This window comes from Rickettsiella massiliensis 20B (assembly GCF_000257395.1).
GTDB classification, from domain to species: domain Bacteria; phylum Pseudomonadota; class Gammaproteobacteria; order Diplorickettsiales; family Diplorickettsiaceae; genus Diplorickettsia; species Diplorickettsia massiliensis.
Genome location: NZ_AJGC01000002.1, coordinates 69,750 through 89,868, shown reverse-complemented (window position 1 = coordinate 89,868; position 20,119 = coordinate 69,750). Strand labels below are relative to the sequence as shown.

General features: G+C 33.1%; 18 protein-coding genes and 1 pseudogene. 15 read left to right on the top strand and 4 right to left on the bottom strand.

Translation table 11 applies throughout. The features are described 5' to 3' along the window. Positions 1-9 precede the first annotated feature (9 nt). Positions 10-327, top strand: a complete 318-nt coding sequence (locus tag S3O_RS0106070) for a hypothetical protein (RefSeq protein ID WP_033227403.1) — start codon at positions 10-12, stop codon at positions 325-327. A gap of 439 nt (positions 328-766) precedes the next feature. Here S3O_RS0106070 and minC read toward each other — a convergent pair whose 3' ends face one another. Continuing rightward, a complete protein-coding gene (gene minC / locus S3O_RS0106065) occupies positions 767-1,498 on the bottom strand; it encodes a septum site-determining protein MinC (RefSeq protein WP_010598183.1) in 732 nt (243 codons plus the stop codon). A 614-nt stretch (positions 1,499-2,112) separates the two neighbouring features. Between minC and S3O_RS0106055 the strand changes: the two genes are divergently transcribed. The 14 genes from S3O_RS0106055 (at position 2,113) to S3O_RS0105990 (ending at position 17,763) form a co-directional block, all read left to right on the top strand. Next, positions 2,113-3,123, top strand: a complete 1,011-nt coding sequence (locus S3O_RS0106055) for a hypothetical protein (RefSeq protein ID WP_010598182.1) — start codon at positions 2,113-2,115, stop codon at positions 3,121-3,123. Between the two features lie 97 nt (positions 3,124-3,220). Then, positions 3,221-3,577 carry a hypothetical protein gene (locus S3O_RS17340; protein ID WP_156792791.1) on the top strand — a complete coding sequence of 119 codons (357 nt, stop codon included), beginning with the start codon at positions 3,221-3,223 and terminating at the stop codon, positions 3,575-3,577. Then, positions 3,529-3,798, top strand: coding sequence for a hypothetical protein (locus tag S3O_RS0106050; RefSeq protein ID WP_156792790.1), 270 nt, complete (start codon positions 3,529-3,531; stop codon positions 3,796-3,798). Before S3O_RS17340 ends, S3O_RS0106050 begins: the two co-directional genes overlap by 49 nt. 585 nt (positions 3,799-4,383) lie before the next feature. Further along, positions 4,384-5,217 carry a hypothetical protein gene (locus S3O_RS0106045; protein WP_010598180.1) on the top strand — a complete coding sequence of 278 codons (834 nt, stop codon included), beginning with the start codon at positions 4,384-4,386 and terminating at the stop codon, positions 5,215-5,217. A 49-nt stretch (positions 5,218-5,266) separates the two neighbouring features. Beyond that, positions 5,267-6,607 carry a hypothetical protein gene (locus S3O_RS0106040; protein WP_029463684.1) on the top strand — a complete coding sequence of 447 codons (1,341 nt, stop codon included), beginning with the start codon at positions 5,267-5,269 and terminating at the stop codon, positions 6,605-6,607. 1,225 nt (positions 6,608-7,832) lie between these two features. Continuing rightward, entirely contained in the window at positions 7,833-9,590 is a 1,758-nt protein-coding gene (locus S3O_RS0106035; RefSeq protein WP_010598178.1) for an MFS transporter, read from the top strand. A 940-nt stretch (positions 9,591-10,530) separates the two neighbouring features. Continuing rightward, on the top strand, positions 10,531-11,829 hold the full coding sequence (locus tag S3O_RS0106030; RefSeq protein WP_010598177.1) for a hypothetical protein: 1,299 nt from the start codon (positions 10,531-10,533) through the stop codon (positions 11,827-11,829). 173 nt (positions 11,830-12,002) lie between these two features. After that, complete coding sequence (locus S3O_RS17335; protein WP_010598176.1) at positions 12,003-12,386, top strand: hypothetical protein; 384 nt, start codon at positions 12,003-12,005, stop codon at positions 12,384-12,386. 172 nt (positions 12,387-12,558) lie between these two features. Then, positions 12,559-12,927: a hypothetical protein gene (locus S3O_RS0106020; protein WP_010598175.1), complete on the top strand. Its 369-nt coding sequence runs from the start codon at positions 12,559-12,561 to the stop codon at positions 12,925-12,927. A 940-nt stretch (positions 12,928-13,867) separates the two neighbouring features. Further along, complete coding sequence (locus S3O_RS0106015; protein ID WP_010598174.1) at positions 13,868-14,965, top strand: hypothetical protein; 1,098 nt, start codon at positions 13,868-13,870, stop codon at positions 14,963-14,965. Next, positions 14,946-15,341, top strand: a complete 396-nt coding sequence (locus S3O_RS0106010; protein ID WP_010598173.1) for a hypothetical protein — start codon at positions 14,946-14,948, stop codon at positions 15,339-15,341. The genes S3O_RS0106015 and S3O_RS0106010 overlap by 20 nt, the downstream gene beginning before the upstream one ends. A 34-nt stretch (positions 15,342-15,375) precedes the next feature. Next, positions 15,376-15,756: a hypothetical protein gene (locus S3O_RS0106005; RefSeq protein ID WP_010598172.1), complete on the top strand. Its 381-nt coding sequence runs from the start codon at positions 15,376-15,378 to the stop codon at positions 15,754-15,756. Between the two features lie 515 nt (positions 15,757-16,271). Continuing rightward, positions 16,272-17,078, top strand: a complete 807-nt coding sequence (locus S3O_RS0105995) for a hypothetical protein (protein WP_010598170.1) — start codon at positions 16,272-16,274, stop codon at positions 17,076-17,078. 157 nt (positions 17,079-17,235) lie between these two features. Then, on the top strand, positions 17,236-17,763 hold the full coding sequence (locus S3O_RS0105990; RefSeq protein WP_010598169.1) for a hypothetical protein: 528 nt from the start codon (positions 17,236-17,238) through the stop codon (positions 17,761-17,763). A gap of 134 nt (positions 17,764-17,897) precedes the next feature. Here the strand turns inward: S3O_RS0105990 and pdxT are convergent, their stop codons facing one another. The 3 genes and pseudogenes from pdxT to S3O_RS11725 all read right to left on the bottom strand — a co-directional run bounded on the left by pdxT (position 17,898) and on the right by S3O_RS11725 (position 20,078). Next, positions 17,898-18,401, bottom strand: a complete 504-nt coding sequence (gene pdxT / locus S3O_RS14040) for a pyridoxal 5'-phosphate synthase glutaminase subunit PdxT (protein WP_010598168.1) — start codon at positions 18,399-18,401, stop codon at positions 17,898-17,900. An 8-nt stretch (positions 18,402-18,409) separates the two neighbouring features. Further along, positions 18,410-19,111, bottom strand: a pseudogene (locus S3O_RS14035) (pyridoxal 5'-phosphate synthase lyase subunit PdxS). A gap of 151 nt (positions 19,112-19,262) precedes the next feature. After that, on the bottom strand, positions 19,263-20,078 hold the full coding sequence (locus S3O_RS11725) for a YihY family inner membrane protein (protein ID WP_010598165.1): 816 nt from the start codon (positions 20,076-20,078) through the stop codon (positions 19,263-19,265). Between the last annotated feature and the right edge of the window lie 41 nt (positions 20,079-20,119).

The following is a 20,119-nucleotide window of genomic DNA, read 5'->3' as shown; positions in this document are numbered from 1 at the left end:
ATCAACCGTGTGAATTGGACTAAAGTACCAGCCGTATTGGATCTGGCAAACTTAACCGATAACACGCCGGATGTGATGTACGAACTGGCTAAAAATCCGCAGAAAGCGATTCACTTGGACCAACTTGCACAAGTCAATCCACAAGCGGCATTTGCTGAAACTAAGAAATTAGCCGAATCTATTAAGCAAAATCAGGTTCAATTTCCGTCAACCAATCCTCCGTTAAGTCCATTAACTCCTTCTGTCAACAGAACGGATAATGGTCCAACGACTAAACCGTCCTCCATTAAAGTAATTCAGTTAAGGTCTATCTACTCTATTTCTTAAGTTTAAGAATGTAACTAAAACTGTTCAAAAAGTTCGAAATAGTTTATAAAAAATTCTCTTTTTTTCAGAGGCTTATACTATGTTTAAACAGCTAACTTAGTGATTGCTAAGAGAATGCTGAATATGGGTATGGATCATGACATTATTCAGAAAGCGACCGGCTTATCAGAGCAAGATTTACTTAATCTAAAAAACTAATATTCGCATCACTGCAAAGAGAATATTATGTATGCCGCAACGCCAACAGTAAGGTTTTCGGAGTAGTATAAGAATATGCTTGCTAAAAAGGATTCGAAGTTATCAGAAAAGTAATGGGTTTTTCTGATCAAGAAATTCTATCTTTAGAAGACTAAATTAGGCTCTTTCCAGTAAAATTATTTGATCATTATAAAGTTCGGATTTTTTCTCAATGGTTGTCAGAATTTTGCTAAAGACCCATTTAACCTAAATTTTTAAGTGTTAAACGTTCTTGCTCAAGAAAGATATGGGCATCAAGTTGACTCATTTTTTGCTGTAAGTTTTGTAAGTCTTCATTTAGCCAATAATGTCCTGCAATAGAAATCAGTTCAGCTTGCAAATCTTTACAAAAAATATGTGCTTCTTGATTACCATTCACCCCGGCTAGAGCCCGTCCTTTTAATCTACCATAAATATGAATATTCCCATCGGCAAGCAGTTCTGCTCCAGGACTGACAGAGGTTAAAACAATTAAGTCACTATTTTTTGCATAGACTTGTTGGCCCGAACGAATAGGTTGGGCCACGATTTTAGCGGGAGAGAGCGGTGTAGGAGAGGAGGGAAGGGTAGATGGTGTGGTCGGCGAACTTAGAATTTCAGATGAACGTAGGGTAGGTAGTATGGCTAACCCAGCTTGGGCGGCTGCAAACTCTTGCTCTGGGTGAATACCACGAATACCAATGGGGATTAGCCCATAGTGACGTAATAATTGGCTAATTTTAGAGAAATCAAAAGATTGTTTCGGCTCATGTAAGGCTGAGAATTCCAGGATAATAGGTAGTTTCTGAAAAAATTGAGGGGTTTGCTTTACAAAATGAGCTAATTTTTTTTCCAAATACACTATATCAGCATTTAATAAATAGAAAGTAGTCAGGGTGATGAGTCCCGCTTTTAGTTTAAACGCTTCTGATAGGGTTTCTGTTGGGTTGAGCATAGTAATTGACCAAAAACATGACTTAAGTTTAATTAAGCTTCGTATGAAACGTTTAATTATATACTAAAATCTAGAAAATCGGGCATGGATGAATGAGAGTTCGTTATTTTCATTATCTAATGAGTTTAATGAATTGTTCTGCTCACCAAACCGTTTAGCTATGACATATCTCTGTTTGTTCACATATAGAATTGAAGTTAATAAAAGGTCCTTTTCTGCGTTACGTGTAGGTTGATTGATGTTGAAAGTATCTGCGCCAGTTAATAGTGTGATACGTATTAGATAGACATCCATTTATAAATTTAGCATAATTTTTTTATATTCTTTGGTCAAATCATCATGATGAATTACAGGAGATAGATTGTTTGCTGAATTAATAAAATAAAAAATATAGCGCTACAGCGCTAATTTTATTTTTTATAGTGAATTGTAAGGATGAATTATCTTTATTTTCGTAAATAAGTGTAAAAATTTAGTATTGATTTACCCTCTAATTCAATTAGATTTTCTTATTATTTATAGAGTTATAAATATAACTAACAAATATAGTTAACATTGACATCTTTTGTTATTAAATTTAATATTATTTTTTATTCATAAAGATAATAAAAATTATGATTAATTTGAAAAAGATTAACAACGAAGAAAAATATTTAAAAATTTACGGTCAGTTAAGCACTGACTTAATAAAAATAGATCTTGCTCCAAGTTATTTTCAGCCAAAAATAAAACTGTTAGCCATTGAAAATTATAAAAATTTAACAGATAAAGAATCTATTATTTCTTTTTTGAGCAAATATGATTACAGCTTTCATTTTAAAAAAAATGAAGATGAATTTCAGAAAAATATTTTCTTTTTGAGTTATTTTTTGGAATTAGCTATAGCCAATTACGGGGAAAATTTTTTATTAGTTGATCTGTTAAATAAATTATCTCTTCATCAAGAGCCGGGAATATGGGAAAAGTTAAAAAATAAATTTCTAAAGCTGATTGGGCAGCAAAAGGAAACTCAAAAGATTAGTCAGAGCGATTTATTAAACCATGGCCCCCTTTCTATAAATATTAGACAAATTATAAGCAATGTCGATAATAAGGAAAAAATCATCACTGATGATTTATTAATTAGAAATATTGATTTAACTATAGAAGCTATCTGTGAGATGGCAAAATTTCTTAATCCTATTTCGATGATAGATCGCATATCACCTAATGATCAAATCACTGAGCAAGGACGAGTCAATCAAAATAGCTTAAAAGATAATTCTGATTTGATATCTATTGCTCCTTCCGATTCTGAATTTTCAGAGTCACTCCAATCTTTTATGCCGAGTGAAGAATTAAGAAGAAGATCAAAAGAAAAAGTAATACAGTGGAAAACTGATCTGTCAACAGAACAGCATCCTAACACAAGTGAAAGAAATGCTTCAAATCATAATTCAGAGTTAGAAATAAAATTAGAAAAATGTCGAGGCAGAGAAAAGGTCTATCAAAATCTTCATCAATATTTTAATGAAAAATTTAATTCTTATAAAAAGAACAACCCATGTAGCTCAGAAAAATTAGATTATTATAAATTTAAATTTGATTTAAATAAAAAATGTGTGATTTATATACATCTTTTCTAAGCCAAGAATCTATTAAAAAAATGAACAAAAAGATGATCCGTTACTAAAATATTATCAATTTAAATATTCTATAAATAAGACTAAGCTTCATGATTATATGAAGCAGTTAGAAGAAAAAATTGAAAAAAATATGTTTGAAAAAGATATATTTGAAAAATATGCTTACAAATGTAAGGAGATATACTTACCTAGATTGAAGTATTATCTTGAAAAAATAATAAATATACATAACCTCACCCCTTCTGGTTTATTATTGCCGTTCGATAAAGAGCTAGATTGGCAAGCACAGCAGAAAACAAAGTTAGAACAGCTGCTGGCAAGGCAGTTGCCATTACAGTCAGATGCTCTGTCAGTAGAGCAGTGTCACCGCCAGCACCGCCGCCGCCACCCGTGCAACAGTCAGCAGTGCCACCGCCGCCTTCAGATTCTTGTACAGATTTTATTGAGCAAATAAAAAGTTTTAAATTCAAACCTAAGCCGCCAGTAGTAGGACAGCAGCCACCAATACCACCACCTTCAGGTAAAAGTAATTCGGATAAAAATCCTATGGAAATGATGGCGGACACTATGAAGGTTAGAAGATTCACAATGGATGGAGACGATCATGATGATGATAACAGTAAAGATTGGGATGACGAAGAAGATCATTCATATAGTACATCACCTAGCTGTTAATTAAGAAATATCAGTGAGAAAAATGGAATTTTCTTAGCTGGTTTGCTATGTCAATAGATTTAGATAAATGATTACGCTGAGTTTTATTGTTTTCTGTAGTGGGTTTACTAGAATAATAAAAATTGTCTAATAAATTAAGCGACCCATTTTGCTTTGTTGGTTAACTTTTTCTCACTGTAAAGTTAAATCCTATTTAAATATTTTTAATTATTTTACATAATTTCATTTTAAGGTAAAGGCAGTTTAATAGTTTATTAACTAAAATAATATAAAAATTTTCATATATATAAAGTATTATTTAATTAATGATATAAAGCATAATAAATAGAAAATCTTTTTTTTCTATTGAGAAGGTAAAAATATTTTTTTATCATATTTTTCCTAGGATAAAACGTTTATTTGCCTATATCTTATTATAATTTTTACTTTTGATAAATTATTATATCAATAATAAAAAAGAATATTTTATATTTAGTGAATGGTTGTTTTCTTGACAAGGATATTAATTAAAGATACTCTAAAATCATAATACAAAAAATATAATTATGCTAAGACTTATTTAAGTCATCTAAATAAATAATAAAAATGAGCATAAGTAAAGTTGTTTTAAAATCAAAAAAAAGTTTGCAAGCTTATGTAAATTTAAGTGTTAGTTTACAAAAAATGACTTTTCTTTATGGATCATGCCTACCCAAGATAAAAAAATTAGCCTTTAAAAAAGTTAATGAGTTAAAAAACAAAGAAGACATCATTCTCACTCTGAAAGAGTATATGGGAAGTCTTATTGAAGAAGATAAATCAAACAGTTTTAATTTTGATCATTACATTAAACGTCAAAAAGATTTTTTCTTTTTAGTCTGTTTCTTAGAGTTAATTATCTTAATGCATGGAGAAGACTCTGTGTTGATTGAGTTAATAGATCAATCTCCTTTGCATCAAAAACTAAATTTAGAAAAAAATATCCAACACGTTCTTGGGAAAATTTTTGATTATCAAAAAATCGCTAAAATTATTCAGAAAACTGTTTCTACAAATGATAAGTTGTTTGGTAACAGTTTAAAGCAAGAGCTAGGTGATATTGAAAATCGAAAAAACATGCTTACTAAGGATAGATTAATTGAGAATAAATTTCTAAATTCGACAATGATTGATGAGGTGCCAAAACACCTTAATTCTAATTCTTTAGCCGGTATTAAGCCGGATATTAGTGAAGTAATCGCTAAATCATTCACTGATAAAAAGAGTGATTCGGATTATTATTCTGACTCGAGTAGTTCAGAGTCATTGGTGTCACTTTTACCCATAGAAGAATTAAGACAACGAAAAAAAGAAACGTACCGAAAAAGGAGCGTTCTGAACAAGCGAAGCAGTTTCATGCTAGATGTCAGGAAAAATATCATCAATCTCTTTCTGACGTAAGTGATCCAGTTTTGGGTCTAGGTTATGAGAGTAATGATAAGGTACTAAATTGTTTTGTAGCATTACAAAAAACAAGAATCTGGGTGATGAACATAGAGGAAATGCCTCGGATCGTCATTTGGAGTCAGAACTAGAAGAAAAATTAAAAAAATGTCTAAAGAAAAAAGAGGTGTATGAGCAGCTCTATAAACGATATGAGTCTTATAAAGAGAACAATCAACTTAGCGAGGAAGATTTAAAAGAGTATACATTTAAATTTAATCTCAATAAAGAGCTCTATTATTTTTATAAAAATTATATAGAAAAAGAACGGGATATTTTGTCTCAAGGCACGTCAGGTAGTTATCTGGCGAAAGTGTTAAGATACTATAAATTTCAACATTTTATAAATGAATATAAGCTTAACAAATATCAAGCTCATATAAGTGATATAGAGAATAATGATCAATTAGAAGAAAAACTTGAATATTACCAATGGAAATGTATATATAGATATTCACATAGATTAAAATATTATGAATCTAAATATCTCCTAAATAAACATAACCTTCACCGCAAAATAGACGACATCACCTTTCAGCAATTACAGCTGTCTGATTCTTATCCGCTTAAAGACAATCAAGTAGTCATTAATTCAGTGGCGAGTCAAGCATCAGTGGAGTTATTTCCTCAAGATAAATCGGATGATGGAAAAAATAATGCTGGATTAGATTTTGATGCAGATATAGGTATAGACACAGATAAAACAGAGGAATTGGGAAAAGGACAGGATGCTTGCAATACTCAAGTGGATTCCATGGAGACTGCATTTAATCTACAATTACCGGAAGAGGTTCTTAAGCATCAGGATGAGGATAAGGGTCTCTCTGTATCGTCGAATGATCAAACACTGCCACCAGAACAGAACTCTCTAGAACGTCAAGAGAGAGAAGATGTTCTAGAAACAAACAATGAAAGGATAAATAAGGATAAGTCTTTAAAAAAAGATATTATTCTCCGAATGCTTGAGAGTAATCATGAGTTTAGGAGAAGTTATGATGAGGGTTATGAAGCGGGTTACGATGAAGGTGAACAAGTTGCTGAATTTGAGGATGAAGAATCTAATCAGTTTACACTTCTTGATACGAGTGGTATCGATTTAGCGACTGCCGACCCTGCGCAGAGTGGTTATGAATATGATTATAATGAGGGTGATCATGACTATAATAAATATAACAAATTTAATGAAATAAAAGCTAATATAGGTATAAATTTATTTCTAATTCGGAATGCGGCATATATTTTAAAAATGTATGAGGAAAATGAAGCGTTTAAGAAAGGTTATCATGAGGCTTACTGGAAAGGGCATGATCAAAGTTACATTAAGGATGCCAATTTATCGAGATTATAGATATTAATTTATTTGTTGATCTTCCTTTTGAGGCGGGTTATGCGTGTGGTTATAATAATGGTTATAAAGATGGTAGAATAAAATATATCAATGAACATAATGAATATATCGTTGAATATGATGATATAAGTCGTCATGATATAGATACACATGATCAGAATATTGATGATGTACAAAAAGTACAAAAAAGATATGTAGAACCTACTATAGTAGGTAACTCACGAATATTGTTTCATTTTAAAGAAAAAAAGTGAAAAAGAGGCCGTGTGCTAAGCGACCATCCCCTGAAACAGTTAATAATAATTCTCAAAGATCTCAGCAGGGAAAAGAGGATATGGATCTGGTTTGAAAAAAATATTTGCGAAACTAAGAGATAGAATTAATGATCATCCTGAAAATAATGATGGTAATAAGATATCAACGCCACCTTCTGATTGAGTCAACAAGCTAAAAATTATAAGTAATAAAAATAAAATTTTATTACTTAATTAATCATGAATTAAACAGCTTACCATTATTTAAATTAATTTTTTAACTGACCATGGCAGAGAAATATGACTTTCATAAATATAAGGAAGTACTCTGCCATAATTTCGTTTTAGAATCTGATTAGCGCTTTATTTGACTAAACAGATAGAGTTGGTACAATTCTCAGGAAAATTTTTACTCATTTTGGTCCCAAAATGAGTTCGAATGACGCGACTGAAGATAAGGCTACGATTCATCCGGATTTAGTATCATCTCCCTCACTGACGCTTCATACCATTCCTTTTACCATGATTGTATAGCGTGATGTGTTTTCTCCTTTACCTATCAATGTACGTCTATTATCGACTCTGAGATTTCATAGCGCTTTTATTGTCTTATTATCATTTTTATAAAGAAGAATAGTCTTCATCTTAAAAATTATATTTTTTTTATATTGTTTAATTTTTTTATCTTAAAATAATTAAATTCTCATAAGTTAATTAAAATAAGAAAATTAAATTGCAAGTTTTATTTAAATTGCTAACTTTTATATTTGTTTTTATTATAAAAAAGATTTATTGTAATAAGTTATTATTAATATGTAATTGTTTAAAAACAATTCATATTGACCATTAAAATTTATCTTTACCTTTTTTAGATAATAAAGTCTTGCTATGCCGGATAATACAATAAATGAATTAATATCACACTATCAATCACTGAGAATATTTTCAAAGATTTATATTCTCTGGGGGAAATGTTAAAACAACACCGGATTAATTTGTTATCTATTAAAGATAAAACTCTTGTTAGGAACAAAGAAAAAAGTATCTCTCTCTCAAAGGATAGCGAGTATAGAGATACTATTCAGAAATTTATAAGAGATAATCCTCTAAATATTGCTCAGGCCACACCAGAACAAATATCAAATTTAACTAAGTTGTTTATTAGCTGGAAAGGTGACTTTTTTGAGGATAAATATGATTATCAATCCCATAAAGATAAAAATAATATACCTAAAGAGGATAGATATAATATTCATGCAGCGATTTTTGCGCTTTGTTATACAGTTTACTCTCTTAACGATTCTAATAAATTTGATACGGATTCGACTTCTAAAAAAATCGATAGTAACGATATTTTAGCGCTCTTAAAAACCTTAAATAATGATCAAAAAAAGACCTCCGATTCTATATCATATAATAAAAAAAGAACACAAGGATTTCTGAAAGAAATTGAAGAAGAGGCCGCAAAGTATATCCCGCCGAATAAAACTAAAACCTACCGAGCAATTAAAATTTCTTCAATCGTATTGGCGAGTATCGTTGCGCTGACAGCTGGTTTAGCAACCGGTGGCGCAATATATCTACTAATAGGGAGTGGTTCTACTTTTTATACTGTATTGGCCATAGTTGTCGGGCTCTTTGTCTTTAAGGCTGGCGTTCAGTCAAATTATAATTTTTTTTCAAGCACGTTATCTGACTTTTTTCGAATGGTTGCAAGAGATGAACTCACGCAATATATCGATAAAGAAACTGATAAGCGTGAACAGATGAGAGGGTTTAAGAAGTTTTTATTAGGATTCGCATTTATTTTTGCATTGTCAGTTGGCGTAGTCAGTGCGGCCCTGCTTGTCGGGTCGATTATGGGTTTGTCAGCGTTAATATTTCCTTTTTTAGGTCCTACTGTACCATTGGTTTTAGGTAGTGTATTAGGTTTATGTTATGGTATTGCGTTGACCATAACCATGTTCTATGCGTTTGTTAAAGCACTTAAAAATCCATTTTCATCTTCAGAAATTAAATTAACGCTACGTCAAGTGTTAGGTTATTTTATCAAGGGTGCTTTAACCGCACTAGTTTTTTTCGGTATTGGTTTTGGTTGTAAAGTTTCTATTGTTACTTTAGTGACACTGTTAAGTGCTGCATTTCCATTTATATCTGTGCCAGTAATTTCTGCCCTTTGCATCGGTTTAGCGGTTGTTTCATTTATTGGGCAGGTACCCTTTGCCGTGTTAAGCGTGAATAAGTTTTGTAATACGATAGTTGGTTTTTTTCACTCAACCCAGAATTCTCAAGAGTTAAAATCTTGTGATGAACAAGAAAAGTGCGGAAATCACTTTTTTTCCATATTGAAAACTTATTACAATATAACTATTAATGCGTTGGGTAATGCGGCTTTAGTCTTTATTAAGGGTTCGATAAGTTCAATCTTCGCTGTAGTGGGTAGTGGATTCTATTCTTTTTCTGGAAATATGCCGGAACCCATGAATAAAGAAGAACAAGAGGCTCATACAAAAAGAGACGAATTTATCACTCAATATCGTTTTGGTTCGACTGAGATTAGGAGTAGTGAAAATGCTTCTTCTGAAACAGAAAATAAGATTGTAACTCTGAAAGTTGGAAAACAATTTTTTTCTCTAGTCAGTCTACCTCAAGAATCAACTATTCATGACAATGATAACGAAAAAGAGAATATAGATGATAATATTTCGCGTTTATCTCATAAACAGTAAACGAAAAATTATCATTTAACGTACCAAGTGGCTTACTTTCTTTGTAAACTACTTAGATGAATAAGCGTTCGTATTTTAACTGTTGTGAAGTACTGTATCCTCTGCAAAAAATACCCAGAGTGGATAAGAAACATCATGGAAACTTAGATCTAAACATTTTTTATCAATCAAATGAACGTTTTGCTTATAAAAAATGTTTGGTTTTTTTGTCTAGAAATGAAATCACGTAATGTGATTGTGAAACTTAAGGCTCAGAATAGAATATCATCTTGCCTATATTTTTCTAGAGGTATGTTCTATCTGATTACTATGCTATAGACACAAAATAACTATGGCACGACGTTATTATTCTTTTTCTCTATTTTTCCATTTAAGTGGTAGCTATCGTTAGTTTTTAATGTCCATTGGTAAAACAATGGCAAACGTTACGCAATTTTCAGGCTCCGTGCTATTTATGTGTTAACGGATAAATCGCGACCTATCTTCAATTACTCATGGAGTCATAACGGTATCGGGAATATGCTTTGCAAAATAATTCAATGTATAGTTGGCGGGCTAAATAATAAAAGTTTTCAATAACTAACGTGACTTATTTGTGCTCTCGATCTTAACTTTTTCTTCTTGTTAATTTGAATACTATTAAATAGTTTTAATTATTTTACGTAAATTGAGTTTAAGATAAAGAGTATTTAATATTTAGCCATATCAAATTATATAAAGAGTTTCATCTTCTATTTAAAAATAAAGAATCTTTTCTTTTTTCCTTTACTCTGTAAAAAGTACTTGCTTGTATCTTATCATAATTTTTACATTTAATAAATGATTTTATCAATAACAAAAAAGAATAATCAACCTGTGCTAAGTCGTTGTTTTCTTGACATAAATGTCAATTAAATATAATCTGAAAAACATAGTAAAACTATTTTAAAAAAAAATAAAAATGAATATAGACAAATTTTTTTCAAAAGCACAAAAAAGTTTGCAAGCTTATATCAATCTAAGTGTTAGTTTACGAAAGATAACGCTTGTTACCAGTGCGTATCAACCTGAGATAAAAAACTTAGCTTTCAATAAAATTAAAGAGTTAAAAAAGAAAGAAGAAGTTATTTCTTTTCTAAAAAATTATAATTATAGTTTTCTTTCATTCTATCAAGATCATGATTATGAAGGAAAGCCTGATTTTTATAGAAATTTTTATTTTTTTGTTTACTTTTTATCCCTGGTTCAAGAAAAATATGGTAAGGAATTTGTACAAAAAACCTTGTTTGGCCAGTCAACTTTCAATAACGATCTCGATCAGAGATTAGAGGCAGAGTTTGGTCTATGGCACAATCAAGAATTAAAAAAGCAAAATTTATGGGAAAACTTTAAAAGTTTTATTAGAGCGATTTTTAAGTATCAAGAGACCGGAAAAGCGATTCAAGAAAGTGTTTCTGTAAATGAGAGTTTAATGTATGCCCCTCCGAAACAGGCTTTAAGTAGCGTTAAAAGCCCTGTCGAGCTTACGGGTGAAAATCTTTTAATTAAATACAGCCCTAACATTTTGCGCATGATTTATGAAATGGGGAAAAATCTTAATCCAGTGTCTTTAATAGGCGTACAGCACTGTTCTAACCCAGTTTCCCCTAAGGATGGGATTGATACAAATCCTAATTTATATGGTGAATCACATTATAATTCAAATTATTGTTTAGATTCAGATTCAGATTCGGTTTCTAGTTGTGATTCTGGATTAGATTCTCTAAAAAGTGTTCATTCTGATTCTGAATGTTCAGGGTCATTATCATCTTCTTTGCCGATTGAAGAATCAAGGCAACAAAGAAAAAAGAAAGTATTAAAAAGCAAACGTTCTGAACAAGAGAGGCGGTTTTATTCTAGGCGTGAAGGAAAACATAATCAATCAAACGCTGACGCTTCGGATCTAGGCTATGAGAGTGGCGATAATGTATCAACTGGTCGTTTACAATCAGAAAATAGCCAGAATCTAGGTGTTGAAAGTCGAGAAAGAATCTTAGATCCTCATTTAGAGTTAAAGTTAGAAGAAAAATTAAAAAAATGCCTAGAGAGAAAAGAGGTTTATTATAGACTCTATAAACGATATGAATCTTATCAACACAATAAAGTGAGTAAAGAAGAATTAATAGATTATCAATTTAAATTTAAGCTCAATCAAGCGCTCTATCATCTTTATGAAGATTATATAAAAAAGAACAAGATGGTTTATCTAATAGCGTTTTAGCAAAGTTATTAAAATACTATGAATTTAAATATTCAATAAACAAGTATAAGCTTAATGAATATAAGACTCATATAGGAAATACAGAGAAGAATGAGAGGTTAAATATTGGAGAATATACATTAGAACAACTAAAATATTATAAAAACAAGTGTGACAAAATATATACGCCTAGGTTGAAAAACTATCAATTGCTTATAGCCGCGCAACAGACAGCAGTACAACAGACAGCAGAGCAACAGACAGCAGTACAACAGACAGCAGCGCAACAGACAGCAGCGCAACAGACAGCAGCGCAACAGACAGCAGCGCAACAGACAGCAGAGCAACAGACAGCAGTACAACAGACAGCAGCGCAACAGACAGCAGCGCAACAACCAGTGCAACAACCAGTGCAACAACCAGTGCAAGGGAACGGGGCACCACCACCACCGCCGCCGCCACCGCCACCGCCGCCGCCAGCAGTACAACAGACAGCAGCGCAACAACCAGTGCAAGGGAACGGGACACCACCGCCACCGCCACCGCTACCAACTGCCTCAGGTGCCGTAGAGCGGTAATGTTTCAGTTGATATACAACAGGGGCTTAAAGGATTTTTTAATATCAAAAAAAGGAAACCCTATTGGGAAGTAGTAGATAATAAAGAAAAAATTAATGAATTAGCAGAAAGAAAAAAAGAACAAACTAAATTAAATAAAAAAATAAATAAAATAGAATTACAAAAAGCACGCTTGAATGAAAAAATAGCAGAATTAAATGATGAGGATGAATGGGGGGAAGCAGATAAGGAAACAGCAAAAATACGATACTTAAATGCTAAAATTTCTATTTTAGAATATGAAAAATTAGGGAAAGATTTAGAAATTTTAAATCTAAAGATAGATCAATTAACAGAAGAATTAGAAATGAATAATAATAGTAGAATAAAAGCAGAGCTTCGACAGCTTAAAAGAGAGAAAAAACAATTAGATGAAAAATTAGATAGCAAAGCACAAGAAAATCTTCTGTGTAAAAAATTTATAGCAAATAATAGTTTCCCTGAATATGATTTGAGTGAAGATGAGAATGATGATGGTGTAAATAATACTCCGAGTTTATAATTCACTAAATCATCGCTTTCGAGTGATGCTGACGATGAGACAAGGAGTGCATTGCGCAAGCAATGCGCAGTCGAAAAAGCAGCGATAGTAGGCGTGCATTGTATGATTCGAACTCATTTTGGGCTCAGGATGGCCAATATTTTTTGTGAGGATAGCGACTCGCTAATTGTGAATTTAAATGCTATTTAAACATTTTTAATTATTTTACATAATTTCATTACAAACATCACTCGTGTAGTAAGGAATCGTCTTTTTTTGAGTCAAACTGTTAAAAATATCGAGTAAAAAAAGTCAAATTTTCTTACTTGATTTATCATAATAATAAGTTTATCTAAACTATTGATTCTTATTTCATTAATTTTTTGAGTAGATATTAAATAGACGATAAATCAGTTTTTCATGCTATGAAAATAGCATAGCTATTAAATTTTCAAAAACTGAGTCGAGTCTATTCAATTTAAGGTAAGTGGCGGTAAAAGTAATTATATCTGGAGTTAATTTTATTCATAAAGTCAAAAAAATTCAGAGCGAGTTTTTTTGAAATGATCGCTTGTCTCTGTCAAGACGTTTATTTTTTAATTTTCTCATAAATTAAATTTTTTTTAAAAATAGCCAAATAATACAAGTTTTTATATATCTATAATCAATTTTATTTATATAAAAGTTGTTTTGTTAGTTTTGAAAAAGTTAAATAAGAGTAAATTTTAATCCTACAACAAAGTAATCACACGTATGATCGATAGATAAGCTAAATAAATAATTATTGAGGTTGCTTTGAATTGTTAAAAATATTATGTATGATACAAGATCAACTGTTATACTTAATAAAGTGTTTTTATGCCGAGTAGTTCACAAGATAAAACAAATCTTCTCGAATCCATGCTCGCAAAAATATTGGACAGGCTTAACGAACCCAAGAAAAATTTTTCTGAACTTTTAGATGATTTGTATTCCTATGGGGAATAATTTAAAACAAACTCGATTGAATACGTTATCTGCACAAGAAAAATCTTTAATTAAAAAAGGCAAAAAAGTTATTTCTCTCACTCAGGAGAGTGGGTTTCGCGAGCATATCAAGAAAGTAATCGTGAATCAGGATAAGTCAAAGGAACCTAAAAAAAAATCATCATTGAGCGTCTTCGGGTTACAGAAATTATCTATTTTTATGACTGCTTGGGAAGATCCCTACTTCAGAAGTGGGAATGAAAGTCAAGTAACTCCCCATTCTATTTTTTACGATCGCCAATATAATAAAAATAAACGTTTTATTGATAAACAGACTAGACACGCTATCCACGCAGCGCTCTTTGCGCTTTGTCAGACGATCAATTCAGACTCAAGGTTAGATCCTAAAACGTCGCGTAGAGATTACTTAACGTCTCTGACGCCTCTTTACAAAGAAACAATGGATGCGCCCCCTGCAAGCTTAGCAGAAAGAGAACAAAGTGATCAAAACGGGATAATAACCAAGTTAGATACGCACAAGTTTCAAGAGAAAGGACAACAGTCTTCCTCGGATTTGAGTAAAGCACAACAAAAAGAATACCTACACAGTGCTGAACAAGCGATAACTATATACACGCCGCCGACTAAAACGTATCGAGCAATTAAGATCTTTTCAATCATTTTGGCGATTATCGTTGGGTTGACAGCCGGTTTAGCAACGGCTATCTATTTATTTTTACCGACTATGCCATTGTGGGGAAGCATCCTCATAGTAGGGGTTATCTTTGGAGGCGTTGGTTTTTATTCAAATTATAGTTTTTTTGCAGAAACTTTACCTGATTTTTTTCGAATGATAGTCAGCGGAAAACTCACGCAATATATCGATAAAGAAACCGGCGAACGCAAAACAATGGGTTGGTTTAGGAAATGCTTATTAGGATTAGCGTTTATTTTTGCATTATCCGTTGGCGTGGTAAGCGCGGCACTTCTTGTTGGAGCGATTATAAATTTTGTACCACTTACTTTAGCTTTAGTACTCGGGCTTTTTTTATTGTGTTGCATTGACGATAACGATGTTCTATGCGTTTGTTAAAGTGATCAAAGATCCGATTTCATTTTCAGAGATCAAAGCCTGGTTTAAAAACTTAACTGCGCGCCAACTGTTTGGTATTTTTATCAAAGGAGCGTTAACCGCGCTGGTTTTATTTGGGATTGGTTTTGGTTGTAAAGTATCGGTTTTGTCGTTAGTGGCACTTTTAAGTGCTGCCTGTCCGTTTATATCCGTGCCAATCATTTCTGGTATTGTAATCGGTTTAGCAGTAATTTCATTTATTGGTCAAGTACCTTTTGCGGTATTGAGTGTCAGTAAATTTTATGATACGACCGTTCATTTTTTTGCGAATTTGTTTTGCTCAAAGGGGCTTCAAACGGTAAAAGAACAATTCTGGAAAGAAAGAAAAATGGAGTAATCGTTTTCTCAAGTTATTAAGTACATTTTTTCTAATGATTAATGCGCTGGGTAATGCAGTGTTAGTGGTGATTAAAGGGCTAACAAGTTCAATTTTTGCTGCAGTCGGTGCTGGACTCTACTCTTTTGCAGGCAATATGCCGGAATCGAACTATACAGAGCAAAGAACAAATGCTTCTATCTATAATCTCGAATTTATTCAACAAGCGTGGTCAAAATCGACTAAGGTGGTCTCAGAGGAGACTGTGACTGCTGATGAGACGCCTTCCTTATCTCAAGAAATAAAAACAATCGATCAGGCCATTCAATCGGTGGGAGAGAAGGTTTCTCCTGGATTGTATTCACAGCCTAAAAATACGATCAACGATTCTAATCAGGATAATGAACATACTTCTCTTTTATGTTATAATGCATAAAATAGTATTAAATATCTTATAATAACCGATGATATTCGGAAACTTACCTATTGAGAGCGGCAGACTATCACGGTCAGGTATTTCGCTTTTTGTACGTATCCTAAAAGTTTTGCTTTTCTTTTTTTCTAAAAACGATATAATGCGCTCCATTGATTCTGCTCAAGTTGTTTTTTTTTTGCCTTCGGGTAATTTAAGTAAACAACACTAATGAGTCCAATACTTGTTTGTGCGAAAGAAAAGTGTTTTTCTTTTATTGAGAACCACGTTTTTTCTATAGAATTCTGGCGTTTAATTGCTTTTGTAGGGAAGCGCTTGATTAGCACAGCAAAGCTCTTTGCCAAAATTGCCTATATTTTCTCAATTGTTAACTATTTCCTGAATTTTCTTAGGGCTATCTTAAGAATAATTAGTTTTTTTATACAATTAAAAATAAAAATTTAGGTGAAACTCGAAAAGTATTATTTTCGATTTTCAAGGTAATTATTTCATTAATAGCATTTATTCTTTGTTTTTTTATGCCTGTCCCAGCGGCCTTAGGGATCGCTTTTTTGTTTTATAGCTTAGCAAAATTACTAGATAGTACAATCATTTTTATTTTTAGTTTTATAGCGTATGTGCTCATCGATAAAGAGGCAGAAAATACCCAAGGAGAGCGTGATCAATATTTAAAAAATGTCATAAATCACAGTAGTATTTTAACGATTGCTTTACCGATGACCCTCTTAACAGGTTTAATGATGGTGGGCAGTCCTGGTGTGATGTGTTTTGCTGTAGCGATGACAGCCTTATTTTTGGTTACGTATATTGCTTGTTTAAGTTATGTGTTATATCAATATTTCAGATTAAACGATTGCGAAGAATCAGTAAAATTAAAACAAAAATATTTAAAAAATATCAAAAGTTTATTACTTGATGTGTTAATACTTGTTTTATTTTTAGCTATCACCATCACTGCTTTGTTTCTCCCCATTCCGGTTGTAATCGCTGGATTATCGATTAAGCTATCTGTTGTGGGACTAGCATTATTGAACTTATTAGATGTGGTCAAAGGAATTTACTATTATCTTTCTAAGAATAAAAACGATTCTGAACCGCTAGGAATGAATTATGATCCGAATACAGCCATTACACAATCCGGTTATTATGCAACGAAAAATATAATCAATTATTTAGCTAAGCCTAAGGAAAGCAAGGATAATGTAAAAATTTTATTGAAAAATAAAGAAATTCTGATTCGTGAGTGGTTATTAAAAACAACAGATTTACAAAATAAAATAAATAAAATTCAATTATCACCTGGAAGAAAAAAAGCTCAATGTTAAAATAGAAGATTTAACCAATAATCTTGCTGTTTTCTTAAAAATTCAGCAGTTTGAGTCTTGCCAAGAAAATCTAAACACTCAAACCGAAAATATCTCTAATAAAAGTAGTGAGTTTATAGAAGAAAATAAACTCAAGAAAAAGAATCAATATGAAGATATGATAAAAAAAATCGATCATTTTATTTCTGGGTTTTTAGAAATAAAAAAAGATTTAAAATTGGAAATTGTGAGCTCTGAAGAAGTCAAGCAAGAGCAGAAAAAAACTTCTGAGATAGCTAGTTCGATGTGTGCAAAAAAAGAGAATATTTCTAATAAAAATAGCGAGTTTATACAAAAAAATAAATTCAAGAAAAAGAATCAGTATGAAGATATGATAAAAAAAATGGATGATTTTATTTATACAATTTTAGAAATAAAAAAAGATTTAAAGTTAAAAGTTATGAGCTCTAAAGAAATTAAACAAGAGCAGAAAAAAACTTCTATGGTAGATCGATCGATTGAAAATAGTCCATTATGGATCCTATTCAATGATTACATGAATGAAAAAGTAACACAGCCGATTCAGCATAAGTGGTTGCACCAATCCTTCTTTAAAAAAACCGCTGACTGTACGGCACTTAATGAAGCAATACAAGTCGCCACCAAGATTGAAAATGAAGTACTATCTAACTGCTGTTCACCTTGACGCAGCAGAAGCTTCAGAGAACCATGAACACTTAGAAACCAGCACAAGAGTCAGCAACTCTGCTTAAAACAGAAAACAACTATTTGCTTATTTGTTCAATAAAATAAGGATGTAATGTGCTGTGCTGACTGAATTCAGGATGAAAAGTAGCGGCGATACAACGACCTTCTTGCACCGACGACTTCATCATTCATTTTTGCAAGAATTCGTACCTGTGAGCTATCCATCGATTCAATCTTTGGAGCACGAATAAAAGGCATTTCGATGGTTTGACCAGTGATAAAACAGAACCCAGTTTTGATTTCACTGGCCGTTTGTCTTCCATAAGCATTGCGCGTTAAAGTGATCGCAATTCGCTTTAAAGAGGGCTGTTGATGGGAGCGAATACGCGCGCTCAATAAGATTGCTCCCGCACAGGTCCCAAAAATAGGTTTTTGATAGGAAAGTAGGGCAGACCATAGGCCACTTTCTTGTAATAAACGGAGAAAAACAAGGCTTTCTCCACCAGGAATAATTAATCCATCACTTTTTGCTAAGGTTTCAGGCGTCCGTACGTAGAAGGAAGACACACCCTGTTTGGCTAAGCAATCTGCATGGGCTTGAAAGCCACCTTGTAAGGCTAATATTCCAATTCGCATGGATAAAGTTAGACCGCTTCAGTGACGGTATGTGGCAGGATACCCGACATACCTTCTTTTAAATCTTGCGATACTTCGAGTAATTTGTTTGGATCTTCATAGTGGGTGGTGGCCAAAACAATTGCACGTGCTCGTTTTTCCGGGTCAGAGGATTTAAAAATTCCTGAGCCAACAAAAACGCTTTCAGCCCCTAATTGACGCAGCAATGCCGCGTCCGCGGGGGTGACCACGCCACCGGCTGAAAAATGAGGAACCGGGAGCTTTCCAGTTTGCGCGATCCAATTAACGAGTTCAAGCGGTGCGCCAAGATGTTTAGCACGGACAAATAACTCTTCTGCACCCAGAGCACCTAATACTTTAATTTCCTGAGTGATCGCGCGCATGTAAAATATTCCCTGAGCCGGCTTCACCTTTGGTCCGAATCATTGCTGCGCCTTCACCAATTCGTCTAAGTGCTTCGCCTAGATTGCGACAACCACAAACAAAAGGAACTTTAAACATTGATTTATGAATATGATGTTCATCGTCTGCTGGAGTTAATACCTCACTTTCATCGATAAAATCGACTCCTAACGCTTGTAAAATTTGCGCTTCCGCAAAATGACCAATCCGGACCTTGGCCATGACTGGAATCGAAACCGTCTCCATAATATCGTGAATCAATTGCGGCCGAGGCGTCGAATATCGGCAGGAACACGTTCTAAGGCCATGACGGCACACGCACCCGCTTGCTCAGCAATTTTAGCTTGCTCGACGTATGTGATTCCGATAGAAGTGTCTTTTATTATAAGTGGCTATTGTACAATAGTTTTGAAGCGAAGTCGAATCCATCCACGGATATTTTTGCGGGAGCACGCCTCTTTACGAGGCGTGTATTACTAATTTTTTTGTTACTGCATAACTGATGGCCGCCCCAATTAGGGTAATGAGCCAGCAAATATAGATCCATACTAAAAAAAGTGGGAAAGCAGATAACGTTCCATAAATAATTTTATAGGTTGGAAAATAAGATAAATAAAGACTAAAGCCGTATTTTGCTATTTCAAACAGAAATGTAGCGAATAAGGCGGCACTCAGCGCCGCGCGCCAGGGTACGATGCAATGGGGAACAAATCGGTATAAAAATGCAAAAAATAACAGAGTCAATAAAGGGGGAAGTAAAATAAGGAGATTATCCACCACAACGTGCGTGGAGAGAAAGGGCAAAGCAAAGTGAGAGAGAATAAATAATGATAACGCAATTAAGAGTGGAATAAAAAGTAAAGCCAGCCAATAACTGAGCGTTGTGAACGTCCAATGACGCCGCTTGGGGGCTTGCCAAATACTATTGAAGGTTTGTTCTAAGGTTAACATCAATAGCGTTGCCGTGATCAGTAAGAGCAGGAGACTAATGATAGACAGTTGTCCAGCGCGCTCCATAAAGCCATGAAGATGTGTGGTGATTGTTTGTGCGGAACTTGCTAAAAAATTCGCAAAAATAAAATTTTGGACCTGCTGACTCATGGTTTTAAATTGTGGGAATTTAGCCAGTACGCTAAAGCCAAATGTCATTAATGGGATCAGCGAAAGTAAGGTGGCGAAACTTAACGCCGCCGCACGATAACTACAGCCGGTGGCTTGAAAGCGTTGCCAAGCACATTGCACGGAATCCACCCAAGCCATTACTTTTTTTTTCATAAATCTCCTTAGCTGATCAACCAGTCAGTTTAGGGCTCAGT

Bases quoted from the DNA above. Each gene is read 5' to 3' on its own strand.
- pdxT (WP_010598168.1), bottom strand. From the start codon at position 18,401: ATGCGAATTGGAATATTAGCCTTACAAGGTGGCTTTCAAGCCCATGCA.
- S3O_RS0106045 (WP_010598180.1), top strand. From the start codon at position 4,384: ATGAGCATAAGTAAAGTTGTTTTAAAATCAAAAAAAAGTTTGCAAGCT.
- S3O_RS0106015 (WP_010598174.1), top strand. From the start codon at position 13,868: ATGATTTGTATTCCTATGGGGAATAATTTAAAACAAACTCGATTGAAT.
- S3O_RS0105990 (WP_010598169.1), top strand. From the start codon at position 17,236: ATGATAAAAAAAATCGATCATTTTATTTCTGGGTTTTTAGAAATAAAA.
- S3O_RS11725 (WP_010598165.1), bottom strand. From the start codon at position 20,078: ATGAAAAAAAAAGTAATGGCTTGGGTGGATTCCGTGCAATGTGCTTGG.
- S3O_RS0106035 (WP_010598178.1), top strand. From the start codon at position 7,833: ATGTTAAAACAACACCGGATTAATTTGTTATCTATTAAAGATAAAACT.
- S3O_RS0106010 (WP_010598173.1), top strand. From the start codon at position 14,946: ATGTTCTATGCGTTTGTTAAAGTGATCAAAGATCCGATTTCATTTTCA.
- S3O_RS0106030 (WP_010598177.1), top strand. From the start codon at position 10,531: ATGAATATAGACAAATTTTTTTCAAAAGCACAAAAAAGTTTGCAAGCT.
- S3O_RS0106005 (WP_010598172.1), top strand. From the start codon at position 15,376: ATGATTAATGCGCTGGGTAATGCAGTGTTAGTGGTGATTAAAGGGCTA.
- S3O_RS17340 (WP_156792791.1), top strand. From the start codon at position 3,221: ATGAAGCAGTTAGAAGAAAAAATTGAAAAAAATATGTTTGAAAAAGAT.
- S3O_RS0105995 (WP_010598170.1), top strand. From the start codon at position 16,272: ATGCCTGTCCCAGCGGCCTTAGGGATCGCTTTTTTGTTTTATAGCTTA.
- S3O_RS0106055 (WP_010598182.1), top strand. From the start codon at position 2,113: ATGATTAATTTGAAAAAGATTAACAACGAAGAAAAATATTTAAAAATT.
- minC (WP_010598183.1), bottom strand. From the start codon at position 1,498: ATGCTCAACCCAACAGAAACCCTATCAGAAGCGTTTAAACTAAAAGCG.